The sequence below is a fragment of the Nocardia rhamnosiphila NBRC 108938 genome, assembly GCF_000720425.1.
Classification (GTDB): domain Bacteria; phylum Actinomycetota; class Actinomycetes; order Mycobacteriales; family Mycobacteriaceae; genus Nocardia; species Nocardia rhamnosiphila.
Genome location: NZ_JOAJ01000002.1, coordinates 43185 through 57794 on the forward strand (window position 1 = coordinate 43185; position 14610 = coordinate 57794).

Genomic DNA, 14610 nt, shown 5'->3' on the forward strand with positions numbered 1-14610 from the left:
GTTGCGGACGACGGACGAACGCGTACGAGGGGCGTCATCGAGCCGAGTGCGTTGTGCGGCGGGGACAAAGACACCCCACCGAATGTGCACGCCCGACAAACTTTTCGATGGACGGGGCGGTTTCATTGTTCTCGATAAACCATTTCAGTAGAGTCCTCCGGGTCGACAAGGACACGTTGTCCGGCGCCGGTATGCCTCGTGGCCGCCGGAGCCGGTCGGCGATCTGTGAAATGCCGTAGGAGATATTTCGCCGGCGCAGGACCGCGCGGCGGATTACGTCCGTGCACTCGTGCGCAATTCCAAGAATATTTGCTGGAAGTTTTGTGGAGGAGAGAGGCGTGGAACGCCAACTCATTGCCGTTTCCGGCTCGGCGGCAGCACCGCCCGGCGCGGCACAAAAATCTACCCCGGTGGTCGATCCGGTAGAAGTGACCGGCCGGGCCGGAATCGCCGGCCGACTCCGAGGAGCTCGGTAGCAAGATCGATGGCGATCAGGGATATACAGGCATTCGCGCACCGCACCGCCGACGACATCGAGTCGCTCGACCACGAACTGGAGCGGATCCGCACGGATATCGAGAGATCACTCGGACCGCGAGATGCCGCCTACATTCGGCAGGTCTTCGCCTTTCAGCGCGGCCTCGAAACGCCGGCGCGCCTGATGCTGTTGCGCGGCGCGCGGTACCGGGGCACGTGGATCGCCGGTAGCGTGATGCCGGCGTGGTCCAAGGTCATCGAGATGATGGTGGCCGGGCACAATATCGGTCACGGACGGCGGGACCGGATGAACGACCCGGAAATCCAATCCGCGAACCGGGAACGGGATTTCGCCGGACCGTCCGCCCATTGGAAACGCGCACACAACCATATTCACCACACCTACACCACTGCCTCGCTACCCGCGCAGTTCTGGTTGTCCTCTCGCACTCTCTGGAAGCTCGCGCTACCGGACCGCTTCCTGCGCAGCACCTCCGCGGATGCCGCCGAAACACGGTCCGAGCGGAAGTTCCCGAGTAATGCGCCGCGCGGAGGCAGGTGGCCCGGCGGGCAACCCGCCGACTCCGTCACCGGCGAGCGGGGACGACAGTGACAGATCGATCGGCGACAGCCGAACGCCCTATCGTCCGGCTCCTCGCCGGGGTCGCCGGCCGCAGTCTTGCCTTGATGGTCGGAATGGCCATCGGGTCGATGGAGGCACTCACCACCCGGCGAGCCCGGTACATCGGGCAATCCGATCCAGCCCTGCAACCGGTCGTCGTGGGCGTCAGTGGTGGCGCGCTCGCGGCGACCGCGGTAGCGCTGGGCATGACACGTGACCACGCCCGCAGGATCGCGGTCGATCACCCCGAGCACGAAATCCTCGGTGCCAGAAGCCTCCGCGGCCTGATGACACGACGCGCCCTCTACCCGCAGGCCCGGATTCGCGAACTCGCCCACGCCTTCGCCGGAGACCGCACTTTTGCCGACTTCGCCCTCGGGCCCCCGGGAAACGAACCGCACCGCGCGGCCTCGTCGCTGCTGATCCCCGTCTACGCGGCCCGCCACGGCACCCTCCTGCTACCGCGGGACCTGCCGAAGCTGGGCCTGGTCGATCTGCCCGTCGCGGACGCGATCGTCGCCGCCACCCGGATACCCGGGGCCCTGCCCGCGGCCGCCGGACTCGACGACGTCTTCGACGGCGGCTGCCAGTACCGGGTCCCGCACGATATCTTCGCGCGACATCCCGCTCTCGTCCTGGACCTCTACGGACCGGAACCGTACGACAGCCGGGGCGGACTGATCTTTCCGCTGCTCCACCCGTCGCTGCCCACCATCGCGCACCGCCCGCGACCGTTCCGCGACCGGGCCCTCCGCGAGTCGACCATCTTCGCCCACCAGCGCTACGGAGCAGCGCTCAACGCACCGGCACAAACCTCCGAGGAGCTGTTCGACACCGGCTATGACATCGCCTCCACCTGGATCCGGACCCGCACCGATGAGCAACTCCGGCGCGTCGTCGACGCGCACGTTCTCCGGCCCGCGGGGGAGGCCCCGCGCCCGATCGGCCGCTAGGCGATGACCGGTCACACGCCATGGCCGGACAGCGGCCGGGTGTGCCGCCGGGAAATCCGGGACCGACCGCAGCCGCCCGGTGACCGCGTGGATTGTCATCGGCCGGCGTCCGCGCGCTTCCCGGGGCAGTTACCTGTGCGGACACGGGTCGGATGCGGCTCGCTATCGAGCATCGGCAGCGGCTCGGCCGATGTCGGCGGGATCCGGTTGGATGAGCCCGTGACCGTCCACGACGTAGCCCGCCGGCTTCCACCCATCGCCGACCTGCGAAACCTGTGCCGCTCGCTGGCGATGCTCGACGCGATCCTGAGCCCGGACCGGGAAAGCCGGTACCACTTCTTCGACACCGCGTGGGGCGAAGGCGCGGAGATGGCCGCCATGAGCAATGGATCGGGAGACGAGTACTCCATCGTGTTCTCGGCGGCCGGTGTCTATATCCGCGGCTTCGGCCACGAATCGCCCATGAGCCCGTATCGCCAGGACCACGCGCCCTGGCCGGGAGTGATCGACGACGTTCCCGATGTCTTCCGGTCCTTCGCCGAGGAGCCGGCGTTCACCGACGAGGACGGCGTACCCGTCGTGACGGCCTGCCTGTGGCGGGAGGCAACCGATGATCGGTGGCACCACGGCACGATCGATTTTCCCTCCGATCATGCCGATCCCGACGGGACGACGAGCCTGTTCCACCTACTGGTCGACCGCTCACCCGGCGCGTTCCAGCGCTTCGCCGAGGACTATTACGAGGTCGCTGTGAACCTGGCAGCGGTGAGTGACGTCTACGGGTCGCGGCCGCTGGACCGGGAACTCGTGTCGTCGTTGAACGAGGAGATCACCCTGGCGGACTTGGCCCGAGACCTCTCCGAAATCGGCTATCCGCGGGCCCGCTGAGAGCGACCCGGCGGGTCCCGCGGCACCCGCCGGCCACCGGCACCGACGGCGCCGGTGGGGGTCTGCCGAGCCGCCCGTTCAGGGACCCGGCAGCGATCCCCGACTGCGCAGATGGGCACGGCCCGCGTGTCCGCCGCCGGATGGATCAGGGCCGCCCTGCCGCCGGAAACCGCACCGGGTCCACCCCGGCACCGGGCTGCCGGTGGATCAGTCGTCGAGAATCTCGACCTGATTCTTGTAGAAGGCGACGTAGTTCTCGATCTCGGCTGCTTTGGTCTTGGGTTCGGGATAATACCAGGCCGCGTCGGTCAACGGCTCGGCGTTGCCGACGTCCACCGTGTAGTAGCTGGCCCGGCCCTTCCACGGACAGAACGTATGCGTATCGGTGGGCTCGAAGAACTCCTTCCGTAACGAGTCCGGCGGGAAGTAGTGATTACCTTCGACGATGACGGTGTCGTCGCTGGACGCGATCGTTACGCCGTTCACGACTGCCTTTGTCATCCCTAGATTCTGCCTCAGCTCCCCGGCACGATCGACTACGGGCGCCCGGGATGTGAGGGCCGCAAATTCCGTGCCGGTAGTACCGTCATGCCCGGCCACGCCATCCTCGACCGCCTGGTTGAACGAGAAATCGGGCGGCCGTGTGGCTCGGGCGACCGGGAGGTCTACCGGGTTCGCGTTACGGGTGGGCGTGCTCCCGGCGCCACGGCCGGGAGGCGGCCGATCTGCCGGCCGATGCGGGTCAGCAATTGCCGGGTCAGTTCGGGGTCACCGGCGGTATCCCTGTCGGTGTAGTCGCCGAGGGAGTAGATGGTCGTGAATCCTGCCGGGCCCCATCGGTCCGGGGACAGCGTGTTCCGGCCGGCGACGGCGACGACCGGAACGGGGTGGGAGCGGCGAGCCAGTACCGCGGGTAGTTTGCCGTTCGCGGTCTGCTCATCGATACTTCCCTCCCCGGTGACGACCAGGTCGGCATGGGGCAGGCGCCGGTCGAACTCGAGCAAGTCGAGAAAATACTCGGCGCCCGACACGATCGTGCCGCCGAGCAGTAACGCCGCGAATCCGATTCCACCCGCGCTGCCCGCTCCGGCCGCCGCCGCGCAGGCCGTCGCGTCCGGGTAGCCGCTGCGGGCGAATGCTCGGACGAGGTTGTTCAGTCCGGCGTCGAGAAAACGCACCTCATCGTCGGTGGCGCCCTTCTGCGGCCCGTACACCGCCGCAGCGCCGTCCGGTCCGAGCAAGGGATTGGTGACATCACCGGCGACCACGATCTCGACCCCGGTCGGCGGTGCCGCCCGCGACGAGTCGACGGTGTGGACGCGCCCCAGGCTTCGTCCGCACGCCCGCAGTCGTACTCCCTGCGCATCGGCGAAGGTGAAACCGAGCGCCGCGAGCAGTCCCATCCCGCCGTCGGTACTCGCACTGCCACCGAGGGCGAGGACCAGCCGGTGCGGCCGGAACCGCAACGCCTGCGAGATGGCCTGCCCCAAACCCAGGCTGCTCGCGTCCAGTGGCAGTGTGCGGCCGTTGGGCAGGGTGGTGAGACCGCAGGTATTGGCGACCTCCACCACGGCGGTACCGTCGCCGACGGCGATCCGCCCGTATCGCGGTGTCCCCGCCGCGCCGGCCACCGTCACCGGATGCGGCGTGAAACCGGCCGCCACCGCGGCGTCGACGCTGCCGTCACCGCCGTCGGCCAGCGGCAATCTGTCACTGTCGATCCCCGCCGCCGCCAAGCCCTCCGCCAGCCGGTCGGCCACCTCGGCGGCGGAGAGGCTTCCTTTGAACTTGTCCGGAGCAACCAGAACCCTCACGCGGTCGCCTTCCTGTCGGTGAGTCGGCGGGGATCGAATTTCAGTCCGCCTGCGCCACCGCGCCGAGCAGATCCCGGACCCGGTTGGCGACCGTGATGAATTCCGGCGTCTCCATCGTTGTGGCGTAGTTCCGGTGCGCGGGCAGATCGACGTCGAGCAGTTCGATGATCCGGCCCGGCCTCGGGCTCATCACGACCACCCGATTGGCGAGGTATACGGCCTCGGCCACCGAATGGGTGACCAGCAGCACCGTGGTGCCCGTTTCCCGCCAGATCCGATGCAGTTCGACATTCATCCGTTCCCTGGTGAGCGCGTCGAGAGCGCCGAACGGCTCGTCCATCAGCAGCACTTCCGGTTCGTGCAGCAGGGCCCGGCACAGCGAAACCCGCTGCTGCATACCGCCGGAGAGTTCGTGCGGCAGGGCGTCCTCGAATCCGCTGAGTCCGGTCATCTCGATGAGACGCGCGCATTCGGCCGCGGCCGCCCGTTTGTTCATGCCGCGCATCTCGGCCTGGAGCAGGATGTTCTTGCGGACGGTCCGCCATTCCAGCAGTGCGGCGCGCTGGAATACGTAGCCGATATTGCGCTGCGGCCCACGGACGGGGGCGCCGCCGAGTTCGACACTGCCCCCGCTCGGATCGGTGAGACCGGCGACGACTTTCAGCAGCGTTGATTTGCCGCAGCCGGACGGACCGACGATCGAAACGAATTCGCCCCGGCGGACCCGCAGGTCGACATCGTGCAGTGCGGTGACGTCCCCGCGCTTGGACGAGAACCGTACGGTCAGGTCGGCTACCGCGACCGCGGTATCGGTGCCCGCGATGGTGTCGGTGGATGTGCTCATATCGTCACCTGCTCACGGCTTGCCGGTGGGTGTGAACTGCGCGTCCCAGTACTTTGCCGGGTCCTCGGCCTTGTCGAGGAGCTTCGCACTGCTGAGGACATCGATGGTGGCGCGCCAGTTCGCTTCGGAATTGGTTCCCGGCGCCTTACCGGCGGTTTCCGGGGTGCTGAGCAGCGGGATCGTCTGCTGCCACTGCTGCAGCAGTACCTGCCGCGGCGGCAGTTGCGGATCCTTACCTTCCATCGCGGCGACCGCGGCCTCCGGATTCGCGACGGCGGCGGCGAAGGCCTCACTCGTCGCGTCCACCATGGCCTGGACCAGTTCGGGAGAGGATTCGATGGTGGCCTCGTTCGCGATCAGCCCGTTGCTGAAGAAGTTCAGGCCCTGGTCCGAATACCGCAGGTAGCGGACTTCCCTGCCGCTCTTGTTCGCGATGGTGGGGCCCTGGTCGTGCGCGAATCCGATGAGCCCGTCGACGCGACCCGAGAGCATCGCCGACATCTTGCCCGCCGAGTCGAGGCTCTGCTGGGTCACCTGATCCGCCGGAACGCCAGCCTTGTCGAGATAGACCGGGAAGGTCGTGGTCGGCGCGTCACCCGCGGAGACGGCAATGGTCTTACCCGCCAGATCGGCCGGTGTCCGGATATTCGAATCGGCGAATACCTGCACTGCCGACGGCGTGGTCTGGAGGTAGACGCCGACGCTCTTGACCTTGACGCCTTTATCGATATTGCTGAGAACGGCGGGAGTATCGGCCCAGCCGAAGTCGGTCTGCTTCGAACCGGTGGCCTGCGCGGTTTTCGTCGAGCCCTGGCCGGCCGAGATCTGCAGATCGATACCGTGCTCGGCGAATATCCCTTCTTGCACTCCGTAGTAGAACGGGGCGTGCTCGCCATAGGGGTACCAGTTGAGCATCAGCGACACCGCGGTGGTCTTCCCGTCGGTGCCGGGGTCCTTCGCCTCGCTGCCGCCGCTTCCGCAGCCGGCCAGTACCAGGACCGATGCCACCGCGGCGGCGCCGATCGTCGTGAGTCTGCGAATTCCGAATTTCATGCGAGTTTCTCCAGCTGTGGCGCGAATACGGTGGTTCGGCGTGCTCATGCCGCGCCGACGGCCGAGGCCGTGGATCGACGGGAGGCATGCCATGGAATGAGGAACTGCTCGGCGATTTCGATGATCGCGAACAGGATGATGCCCAGTACGGACATGATGATGAGGGCGGCGAACAGCATCGCGGTGTCGATATTCCCGTTGGCCTGCAGGATCACATAGCCGAGCCCCTCGTTCGCGCCGACGAATTCGCCGACGACGGCGCCGGTGACCGCGAGAGTGGCGGCGATCTTGAGGCCGGACATCAACTGTGGCAGTGACGCCGGGAAGCGAACCTTCACGAATGTCTTCCAATTGCTCGCCCCCATGGTGGAGGTGAGCTCGAGGATTTCGGGATCCACCGACCGCAGCCCCGCCATCCCGGCGATGACGATCGGGAAGAATGCCATCAGTACGGCGACGAGGATTTTGGGGCTGGTGCCGAACCCGAGCCATACGATGAACAGCGGGGCGATCGCGATCTTGGGGATGACCTGTGCGAAGAGGATCAGCGGGTACATCGTTCGCTCGATACCGCGCGAGTAGATCATCACCAGTGCGACGGCTTCGCCGATCAGCGCGGCGATAACGAAGCCGACCACTGTCTCGTAGGTCGTCACCCAGGTGTTCTGGAGCAGATATGCCGAGTTGTCGGCGGCGGTGCGCCAGGTATCCGCCGGCGACGGCAGAATATAGGGCTCGACGAGCTCGAACTCGGTGACGGCCCACCAGGCGACGACGAGCGCCGCCACCAAGGCGAGCGGCCGCCACACGGTCGACCACAGAGCGGAGGGGGAGGGGAGCTTCCGACGCCGCGTAGGGACGGGTTGCGCGGCTTTCGGTGGGGAGGAACCGGCCTCGACGGACGTGACTACCGCCATCTGGAGTCCTAAAGCTAGTAGTGGAGCGGGGTTCGCACTACACCCGCCGGGAATGCGCTTTCCGAAGCTGCCTCCGAGGCTAATGTGACCGGACCCACAGTGTCAAGGGTTCGTAATTTTCGCAGTTCAGGCGGGCCGCGGAATGCTGCTGTCGCGCAGGATCACGCATCCGGGCACGAATTCGTGGACTTGCGCGGTCGTCGCGGAGTCGTCGAGCGCGAGCCGGACGGCACGCTCACCGATCTCCACCAGCGGCAGCGCCACCGTCGACAGACCGGGCACATGGTCACGCAGCGTCGGGATATCGTCGAATCCGGCGACGCAGACATCATCGGGGACCACGAGGCCCAGCTCACGCCACGCCGCGATCGCCCCGATCGCCATCACATCGCTCACCGCGAAAACGCAGGGCGCGGCATTGCCGGACCGCCCCGGGCACAGATCCAACGCGGCGGAAAGGCGGCGGGCGGCGCCGGCACCGCCGTCACGGGAGAAGTCCCCCGCGATCTCCACCAGCGGTGTCACCCCCCGCGTCGCGAGCGCCTCGACGAACCCGTTGCGCCGGTCGACAGCGGTCCGGATATTGCCCGGCCCGCCGATGACGGCGAAGTCCCCGTGCCCCTGCGCGAGGAGCGCATACGCCAATTCCGCTGATGCCGCGTGATTTTCGGGTTCCACGGCGGCTCCGAAGGACAGTGGCTGGCCTATCACGACAACCTTGCCGCTATTGTCCAGGTACCGCGCGCATTCCTTCTCGAGATCGCGGTCGAGATCCCCGCTCTGGCGTGAGCCCGCCAGGATGATCGCGTCGGCACGGTGCGAGATGAAGGTGCTCACGGATTCGCGTTCGATATCGAAATCGCGTTGCGTACTGGCCAGCAGGACGAGTTTGCCCGCCCGGCGTGCGGCCGCCTGGACGCCCTGCACGATCGAGGAGAAGTAAGGGTCGGCGATATCGTGCACCACGAGTCCGATGAGCCCGGTCGACGCCCGCGCGAGGGCCTGGGCCTGCGCATTTGCCACATAACCCAGTTCGGCGGCGGCGGCGCGCACCCGGTCGGCGACACCTTCGCCGGGCACCCGCGACGAACCGTTGAGCACCCGGGAGGCGGTCGCCAGGGAGACGCCCGCCCGGGTCGCGACATCTTGCAATCTCACAGCCGCCATGGCCAGGTGCCTCGTTCTCTCGTCGGGCGTGGGGGTTGACCGGACTTCGGGACTAGCATAGCTTGGAAAGCGCATTCCGACGCTGACTCGTCCACTCGACGTATGCGGGTCCCTCCGTACCGTCCACGACCCATTCTGCGGTCGTCAGCCACGCAAATCAGAAGAGGCACAACCAATGCCCGATTCCACTGCCCCGCGCACGCTCCGCATCGCCATGAACGGCGTCACCGGTCGCATGGGCTACCGCCAGCACCTGATGCGATCGATCCTGCCGATCCGCGACGGCGGTGGGCTGCTGCTCCCGGACGGCACCCGCGTCCTGGTGGAGCCGGTCCTGGTCGGCCGCAATGCCGCCAAGCTCGCCGAGCTCGCCGAACAGCACGGCATCGCCGAATGGAGCACCGACGCCGCCGCCGTCATCGCCGATCCGTCCATCGATATCTACTTCGACGCACAGGTCACCTCCCGGCGCGCCGAGGCGCTCGCGGCGGCGATGAAGGCCGGTAAACACGTCTTCACCGAGAAGCCGACCGCGGAAACACTGACCGAGGCCGTCGAACTCGCCCGGGTCGCGGCGGACGCCGGCGTCACCGCGGGAGTCGTGCACGACAAGCTCTACCTGCCCGGCCTGGTGAAATTGCGCAGGCTCGTCGACGAAGGCTTCTTCGGCCGAATCCTCTCGCTACGCGGCGAATTCGGGTACTGGGTCTTCGAAGGCGACGGCCAACCCGCCCAGCGACCCAGCTGGAACTACCGGGCCGAAGACGGCGGCGGCATCGTCGTGGACATGTTCTGCCACTGGAACTACGTGCTCGAGGGCCTGCTCGGCAAGGTCGAGGCGGTCACCGCGAAGGCGACAACCCATATCCCCACCCGATGGGACGAACAGGGGACGCCGTACCCTGCCACCGCCGACGATGCCGCCTACGGAATCTTCGAGATGGAGAACGGCGTCGTCGCGCAGATCAACTCGTCCTGGGCGGTGCGCGTGTACCGCGACGAGCTCGTCGAGTTCCAGATCGACGGCACGCACGGCTCTGCCGTCGCCGGCCTGCGCAAATGCGTCGCCCAGCATCGCTCGCACACGCCCAAGCCGGTCTGGAACCCGGACCTCCCGGTCACCGAGCCGTTCCGTGATCAATGGTTGGAAGTCCCGGCGAACGCGGATCTGGACAACGGTTTCAAGTTGCAGTGGGAGGAGTTCCTCACCGACGTGGTGAACCGACGACCGCACCGCTACGGACTGCTCTCCGCCGCACGCGGTGTCCAGCTGGCCGAACTGGGGCTGCGCAGCTCGGCCGAAGGCCGCCGGATCGAGATCCCGGAGGTCACGCTGTGACCGCGATATCCACGGGCGTGTCGGTCGCACTGCCCACGGATGGCCGGCTCGAACCGTACGTCCTCGGTACACCGGGCGCCTGGACGCGGCCGGCGCGGCCGATCACCTCGCGCGTGGCTTTCGCTGCCGCACACGTCATTCCGCGGGTAACCGGCGACAACACACCGGGCGCGCCCGCGGCCGTCGACTGGGACGCGACGCTGGCCTACCGGCACGAACTGTGGTCCTACGGGCTCGGGGTCGCCGATGCCATGGACACCGCACAGCGCGGAATGGGTCTCGACTGGCAAGCCAGCGCGGAACTGATCCGGCGATCCGGCGCCGAGGCGGCCGCGGTCGGTGGCAGGCTCGCCTGCGGAGCCGGAACCGATCAGATCGACCTCGCGGGACTCCCCTCGGGATCGGCCGGCCTCGCCCGGATCGTCGATGCCTATCGCGAGCAGATCGACGTGGTGACCGACGCCGGAGCCCAGGTGATCCTGATGGCCTCGCGGGCACTCGCACAGGTCGCCCGTTCGGCCGCGGACTATCTCTTCGTCTACGAGAAGTTGCTGGCCGGTGTGGATCGGCCGGTGATCCTGCACTGGCTCGGCACCATGTTCGATCCCGCGCTGCACGGATATTGGGGCAGCGCCGATATCGATACCGCCACCGAGACTTTCCGCATGCTCGTCGAGAACAATCGGTCGAAGATCGACGGAGTCAAGGTCTCGCTGCTCGACGCGGCACACGAGATCGCGCTGCGCCGCGCGCTGCCCGGTGGGGTACGGCTGTACACGGGCGACGATTTCAACTATCCCGAGCTGATCATCGGCGACGCGCAGGGTCATTCGGATGCACTGCTGGGTATCTTCGCGGCGATCTACCCCGCCGCGTCCACCGCGCTACAGGAACTCGACAACGGCAATGTGACGCGTGCGTCGGAGATCCTCGGCGCCACCCAGGCACTCGGTCGGCACATCTTCGCCGCGCCGACCTACTACTACAAGACGGGTATCGCGTTCTTGTCGTGGCTCAACGGCAAGCAACCGGGTTTCTCGATGGTGGCGGGACTGTCCACGGGCCGATCCGTACCTCATCTGGCCGAATTGTTCCGGCTCGCGGACAAGGCCGGCTTGCTGTCGGACCCGGAACTGGCCGCGCACCGGATGCGGGTCTACCTCGAACTGAATGGATCGTTCTCATGACATCGGTTGCGGCACAGCACACGCCATTCGATCCGGCCGACCCTTACCGGTCGCTGTCGCTGAATACGGCGACGACGAAACGGTGGACTCTCACCGAGGCGGTGGACGGCGCTGCCCGGGCGGGACTCGGCGCAATCGGGCTGTGGCGCGATCGGGTCGACGAAATCGGTGCCGCCGCCGCAGCGAAGATCGTCGCCGATGCGGGGTTGCGTGTCTCCAGTCTGTGCCGCGGCGGCTTCTTGACCGAGCCGGGTGACGGTCAGGCGGCACTCGATGACAACCGCCGTGCCATCGACGACGCGGCGACACTGGCCACGCGGGAACTGGTGATGGTGGTCGGCGGCATACCGGACCGGGATCTCGTCGCCGCGCGGGCGCGGGTGGACGAGCGGCTCGCCCGGCTGGTCCCGTATGCGGCCGAGCGCGGTGTCCGCCTCGCCCTGGAACCGCTGCACCCGATGTTCTGTGCCGACCGTGCGGTGATCTCCACCCTGGCGCAGGCATTGTCGATGGCGCAACCGTTTCCGGCGGAGGCCGTGGGCGTCGTGGTCGACACCTTCCATATCTGGTGGGATCCGACCGTGGAAGAGCAGATCGCACAGGCCGGTGCCGCCGGACGGATCAGCTCGTATCAGGTGTGTGACTGGCTGAACCCGATGACCGCCGATCCGCTGCTGTCGCGCGGCATGATGGGCGACGGCGTCATCGATTTCGCGACCATCGGGCAGTGGGTTCGCGACGCCGGTTACCGCGGCGATGTCGAGGTCGAAATATTCAATGCCGAGCTATGGGCCGCCGACGGCCACGAAGTGATCGAGACGATGAAGCAGCGCTACCGAGATCTGGTTCTACCGTCCCTCGTGGACTGAACGCGACAGGGCAGCCGGCCCAGGACCGAAGCCCTGGGCCGGACCGGCCGATCTGCTCGCCATTGTGGGCGGAGCGCGCCCGGGTTCAGCCCGCCAGTTTCGTTCGCAGCGCCGCGAGGGTGGCGTCGTCGGCGCCGAGCCCGCTTCTGACGAAGTCGTCCATCGAGCCGAACGACTGCCGTACCTGATCGAAGGCGGCGTCCAGGAAATCGCGCTGGACACCGAGCACCGGCTCCCACAGCGCCCGATCCTCGACCAGGCCCTGCTGCACCAGCGCATCCATCAGCGCTTTGTTCCCAGCGGCCAGATTGTCGTTCGAGCGCAGATAATCCTGATAGATCTGCCCGTCGGGTACGCCGAGCACGGACATCAGTATCGCGGTCATCCACCCGGTGCGGTCCTTGCCGGCGGTGCAGTGATACAGCACCGCGCCCGGTTCCGTGGCGATATCGCGCAGCGCCGCCGCGAACCGGGTGCGGGAGCCCGGGTCGGTGACGAGCCAGCGGTAGTAGTTCCGCATGTACTCGGCACCCTTACCGTCGCCGAGTGCTGCCCGCTGCGCCTCGGGGCCGCCGGCGATCAACTGGTTCATCATCACGTAGAGATCGTTCTGCGCGTCGTACACCGGATATTCGGTGCGTTGTATCCCCGCCGGAAGGCGATCCTGCCCTTGGGACACCTCGGTCGGGCTACGGAAGTCGATCACCCGGGTGATACCCAGATCCACCAGTTTCTGCTGTTCGCCGGCATCCAATTTCGCGAGGGCGTCGGCGCGGTAGACAACACCGAACCGCACCTTGTTCCCGCCCCGTATCGGATAGCCGCCGATATCGCGGGCATTGGGCGCATGCGGCAAACCCAGCGCCCGATCCGTCTTTCCAGGGGCCTCCAGCACGGGAACCGCCGGGCCGGCCAGAGCCGGGGCGGTCGTGAGAGGCAGAACACCGACGAGGACAGCGGCGGAAGCGGCCAAAACACCGCGGGCGGTATGTGAAAACGTCACCGGGTATTCCTTTCGAGCGTGAGCCGAGCCGGTCCGAAGGGTTCCGGCAACGAACGGGCGCAGCACACCGTCCCGGTCCGCCGGAACGAACGCGATGCGCCCGGTCACGGCCGGGACGGTGGTGCGACTCACACCGTAGGGACACCGGACGGACCACGATCCCGGTCTTCCCGATCAATGGGCAGGTTCGAGGCGAACCGATTCCCGGAAGCTCCGGCCTTTCCGTCACAGGCCGGTCGGGGCCCGGTGCGCGCGCTCGATCACCCGACCTTCAGATCATCGCCCCGCTCGACGACACGGAACACCGCGATGCGCTCCGCGCTGGCGGCCACATCGTCGGGTGCCGGACTCGGCGACAATCCGTTGTCGGCGTAGCGCTTCCCGACGCCGGCCGGGCTCTGCTCGACCAACTGACGCAGCACGGGGCGGCGGCTCTCGACCGGTAGCTCCACCAGTCGCGCCTGCGTCGAGCGACGACCGCGGGTCAGGGTGACCTGCTCGGCCGCCCGCGCATTCGCCACCCAGGCCGCCTTCGGAAACGCCTGCACGATATAGCGCTGACCAGCTACCACCACGACCGCGATCGCAAACGTGCGCATTCGGCCGGTTCGCCTGCCGGCGACGGTCAGCAACTGCATGGGTCCGAACGCTATTCCGACTCGCTGCAGCGCGATGATCACGAAATTCACCGCATTGACCAGGCGACGCTTGCGTTGCTGATTCAACATGAATGACCCTCTCCAGGTAAGTAAGTGCTTACTCACCAAGGATGAGTGAGTACTTGCTAGCCTGTCAAGACACGATGAGTGCGAGGAGGCAGATCCGGATGAGCCCAGTGACGGCGGGGGTAACGCCCCGGGCACAGTCGACCCGTATCCGGATCCTCGATGCCGCCGCGGCGGTGATGAGCGCGCGCGGCCTGGCCAACGCCACCACCAAGGAAATCGCCCGCGCCGCGGGTTTTTCCGAAGCCACGCTGTACAAGCACTTCCAGGACAAGGAGGATCTGTTCCTCACTGTCATGCGCGAACGGCTACCCACCGATTTCGTCGGCCATCTGGCCGGACTGGCCGACCGCGCGGGCACCAGCACGGTCCGCGTCCTGCTACAGGAGGTCGCCGCCCGCGCGCTGCCGTTCTACCGGGACCTCACGCCGATGCTGGGCGCGGCATTCGCCCAGCCGGACCTCCTCGCCCGGCACCAGGGTGTCCTGCGCGCCACCGGTCTGGGTCCGCATCTGGCGGTCTCGGCACTCGCCGAATACCTGCGCGCCGAGCAACGGCTGGGCCGGCTCACCGAGCGAGCACTACCCGACGCACTCGCCGCGCTGCTGCTCGGCGCCTGTTTCCAGCGGGCCTTCCTGATCGAGTTCGAGGGCGCACATCTCGACGATCAATCCGCGGACGAGTTCGCCCGCGGATTGATCGACAGCCTGCTACCGGATTGATCGGGCAGGTTCCGACCCCTCTCCCCCGTG

At 67.2% G+C, this 14610-nt stretch carries 15 protein-coding genes; 7 read left to right on the forward strand and 8 right to left on the reverse strand.

Annotated elements, in window-relative coordinates; translation table 11 throughout:
* The first annotated feature begins 484 nt into the window (after positions 1 to 484).
* The 3 genes from IG75_RS36190 to IG75_RS0109010 all read left to right on the forward strand — a co-directional run bounded on the left by IG75_RS36190 (position 485) and on the right by IG75_RS0109010 (position 2940).
* Positions 485 to 1090 (forward strand): hypothetical protein, encoded by a 606-nt coding sequence (locus IG75_RS36190; RefSeq protein WP_030520724.1) that lies wholly within the window; start codon positions 485 to 487, stop codon positions 1088 to 1090.
* Positions 1087 to 2052 carry a patatin-like phospholipase family protein gene (locus tag IG75_RS0109005; RefSeq protein ID WP_156058790.1) on the forward strand — a complete coding sequence of 322 codons (966 nt, stop codon included), beginning with the start codon at positions 1087 to 1089 and terminating at the stop codon, positions 2050 to 2052. Before IG75_RS36190 ends, IG75_RS0109005 begins: the two co-directional genes overlap by 4 nt.
* A gap of 219 nt (positions 2053 to 2271) precedes the next feature.
* On the forward strand, positions 2272 to 2940 hold the full coding sequence (locus tag IG75_RS0109010; RefSeq protein WP_030520726.1) for a hypothetical protein: 669 nt from the start codon (positions 2272 to 2274) through the stop codon (positions 2938 to 2940).
* 207 nt (positions 2941 to 3147) lie between these two features.
* Here the strand turns inward: IG75_RS0109010 and IG75_RS0109015 are convergent, their stop codons facing one another.
* From IG75_RS0109015 to IG75_RS0109040, 6 genes are all read right to left on the reverse strand, one after another.
* A complete protein-coding gene (locus IG75_RS0109015; RefSeq protein ID WP_030520727.1) occupies positions 3148 to 3441 on the reverse strand; it encodes a DUF427 domain-containing protein in 294 nt (97 codons plus the stop codon).
* Between the two features lie 164 nt (positions 3442 to 3605).
* Complete coding sequence (locus IG75_RS0109020; RefSeq protein ID WP_030520728.1) at positions 3606 to 4754, reverse strand: glycerate kinase; 1149 nt, start codon at positions 4752 to 4754, stop codon at positions 3606 to 3608.
* A 40-nt stretch (positions 4755 to 4794) separates the two neighbouring features.
* The gene (locus IG75_RS0109025) at positions 4795 to 5598 is read right to left on the reverse strand and encodes an ABC transporter ATP-binding protein (RefSeq protein ID WP_030520729.1); all 804 of its coding nucleotides are present in this window, start codon (positions 5596 to 5598) and stop codon (positions 4795 to 4797) included.
* Positions 5599 to 5610: 12 nt separating this feature from the next.
* Positions 5611 to 6651 carry an ABC transporter substrate-binding protein gene (locus tag IG75_RS0109030; RefSeq protein ID WP_030520730.1) on the reverse strand — a complete coding sequence of 347 codons (1041 nt, stop codon included), beginning with the start codon at positions 6649 to 6651 and terminating at the stop codon, positions 5611 to 5613.
* A 44-nt stretch (positions 6652 to 6695) separates the two neighbouring features.
* Positions 6696 to 7568: an ABC transporter permease gene (locus IG75_RS0109035; protein ID WP_030520731.1), complete on the reverse strand. Its 873-nt coding sequence runs from the start codon at positions 7566 to 7568 to the stop codon at positions 6696 to 6698.
* Positions 7569 to 7694: 126 nt separating this feature from the next.
* Positions 7695 to 8735 carry a LacI family DNA-binding transcriptional regulator gene (locus IG75_RS0109040; RefSeq protein ID WP_030520732.1) on the reverse strand — a complete coding sequence of 347 codons (1041 nt, stop codon included), beginning with the start codon at positions 8733 to 8735 and terminating at the stop codon, positions 7695 to 7697.
* Between the two features lie 175 nt (positions 8736 to 8910).
* On the opposite strand from IG75_RS0109040, the gene IG75_RS0109045 reads away from it, so the two are divergent.
* From IG75_RS0109045 to IG75_RS0109055, 3 genes are read left to right on the forward strand one after another with little or no spacing between them, the layout of a single operon-like run.
* On the forward strand, positions 8911 to 10074 hold the full coding sequence (locus IG75_RS0109045) for a Gfo/Idh/MocA family protein (protein WP_030520733.1): 1164 nt from the start codon (positions 8911 to 8913) through the stop codon (positions 10072 to 10074).
* Positions 10071 to 11261, forward strand: coding sequence for a dihydrodipicolinate synthase family protein (locus IG75_RS0109050; protein ID WP_030520734.1), 1191 nt, complete (start codon positions 10071 to 10073; stop codon positions 11259 to 11261). The genes IG75_RS0109045 and IG75_RS0109050 overlap by 4 nt, the downstream gene beginning before the upstream one ends.
* The gene (locus IG75_RS0109055) at positions 11258 to 12130 is read left to right on the forward strand and encodes a sugar phosphate isomerase/epimerase family protein (protein WP_051714425.1); all 873 of its coding nucleotides are present in this window, start codon (positions 11258 to 11260) and stop codon (positions 12128 to 12130) included. Before IG75_RS0109050 ends, IG75_RS0109055 begins: the two co-directional genes overlap by 4 nt.
* Before the next feature lie 85 nt (positions 12131 to 12215).
* Here IG75_RS0109055 and IG75_RS0109060 read toward each other — a convergent pair whose 3' ends face one another.
* On the reverse strand, positions 12216 to 13133 hold the full coding sequence (locus IG75_RS0109060) for a tyrosine-protein phosphatase (protein ID WP_245713389.1): 918 nt from the start codon (positions 13131 to 13133) through the stop codon (positions 12216 to 12218).
* A 260-nt stretch (positions 13134 to 13393) separates the two neighbouring features.
* Positions 13394 to 13861, reverse strand: a complete 468-nt coding sequence (locus tag IG75_RS0109065; protein WP_210436791.1) for a nitroreductase/quinone reductase family protein — start codon at positions 13859 to 13861, stop codon at positions 13394 to 13396.
* A 98-nt stretch (positions 13862 to 13959) separates the two neighbouring features.
* On the opposite strand from IG75_RS0109065, the gene IG75_RS0109070 reads away from it, so the two are divergent.
* A complete protein-coding gene (locus tag IG75_RS0109070; RefSeq protein ID WP_051714426.1) occupies positions 13960 to 14580 on the forward strand; it encodes a TetR/AcrR family transcriptional regulator in 621 nt (206 codons plus the stop codon).
* Positions 14581 to 14610 lie beyond the last annotated feature (30 nt).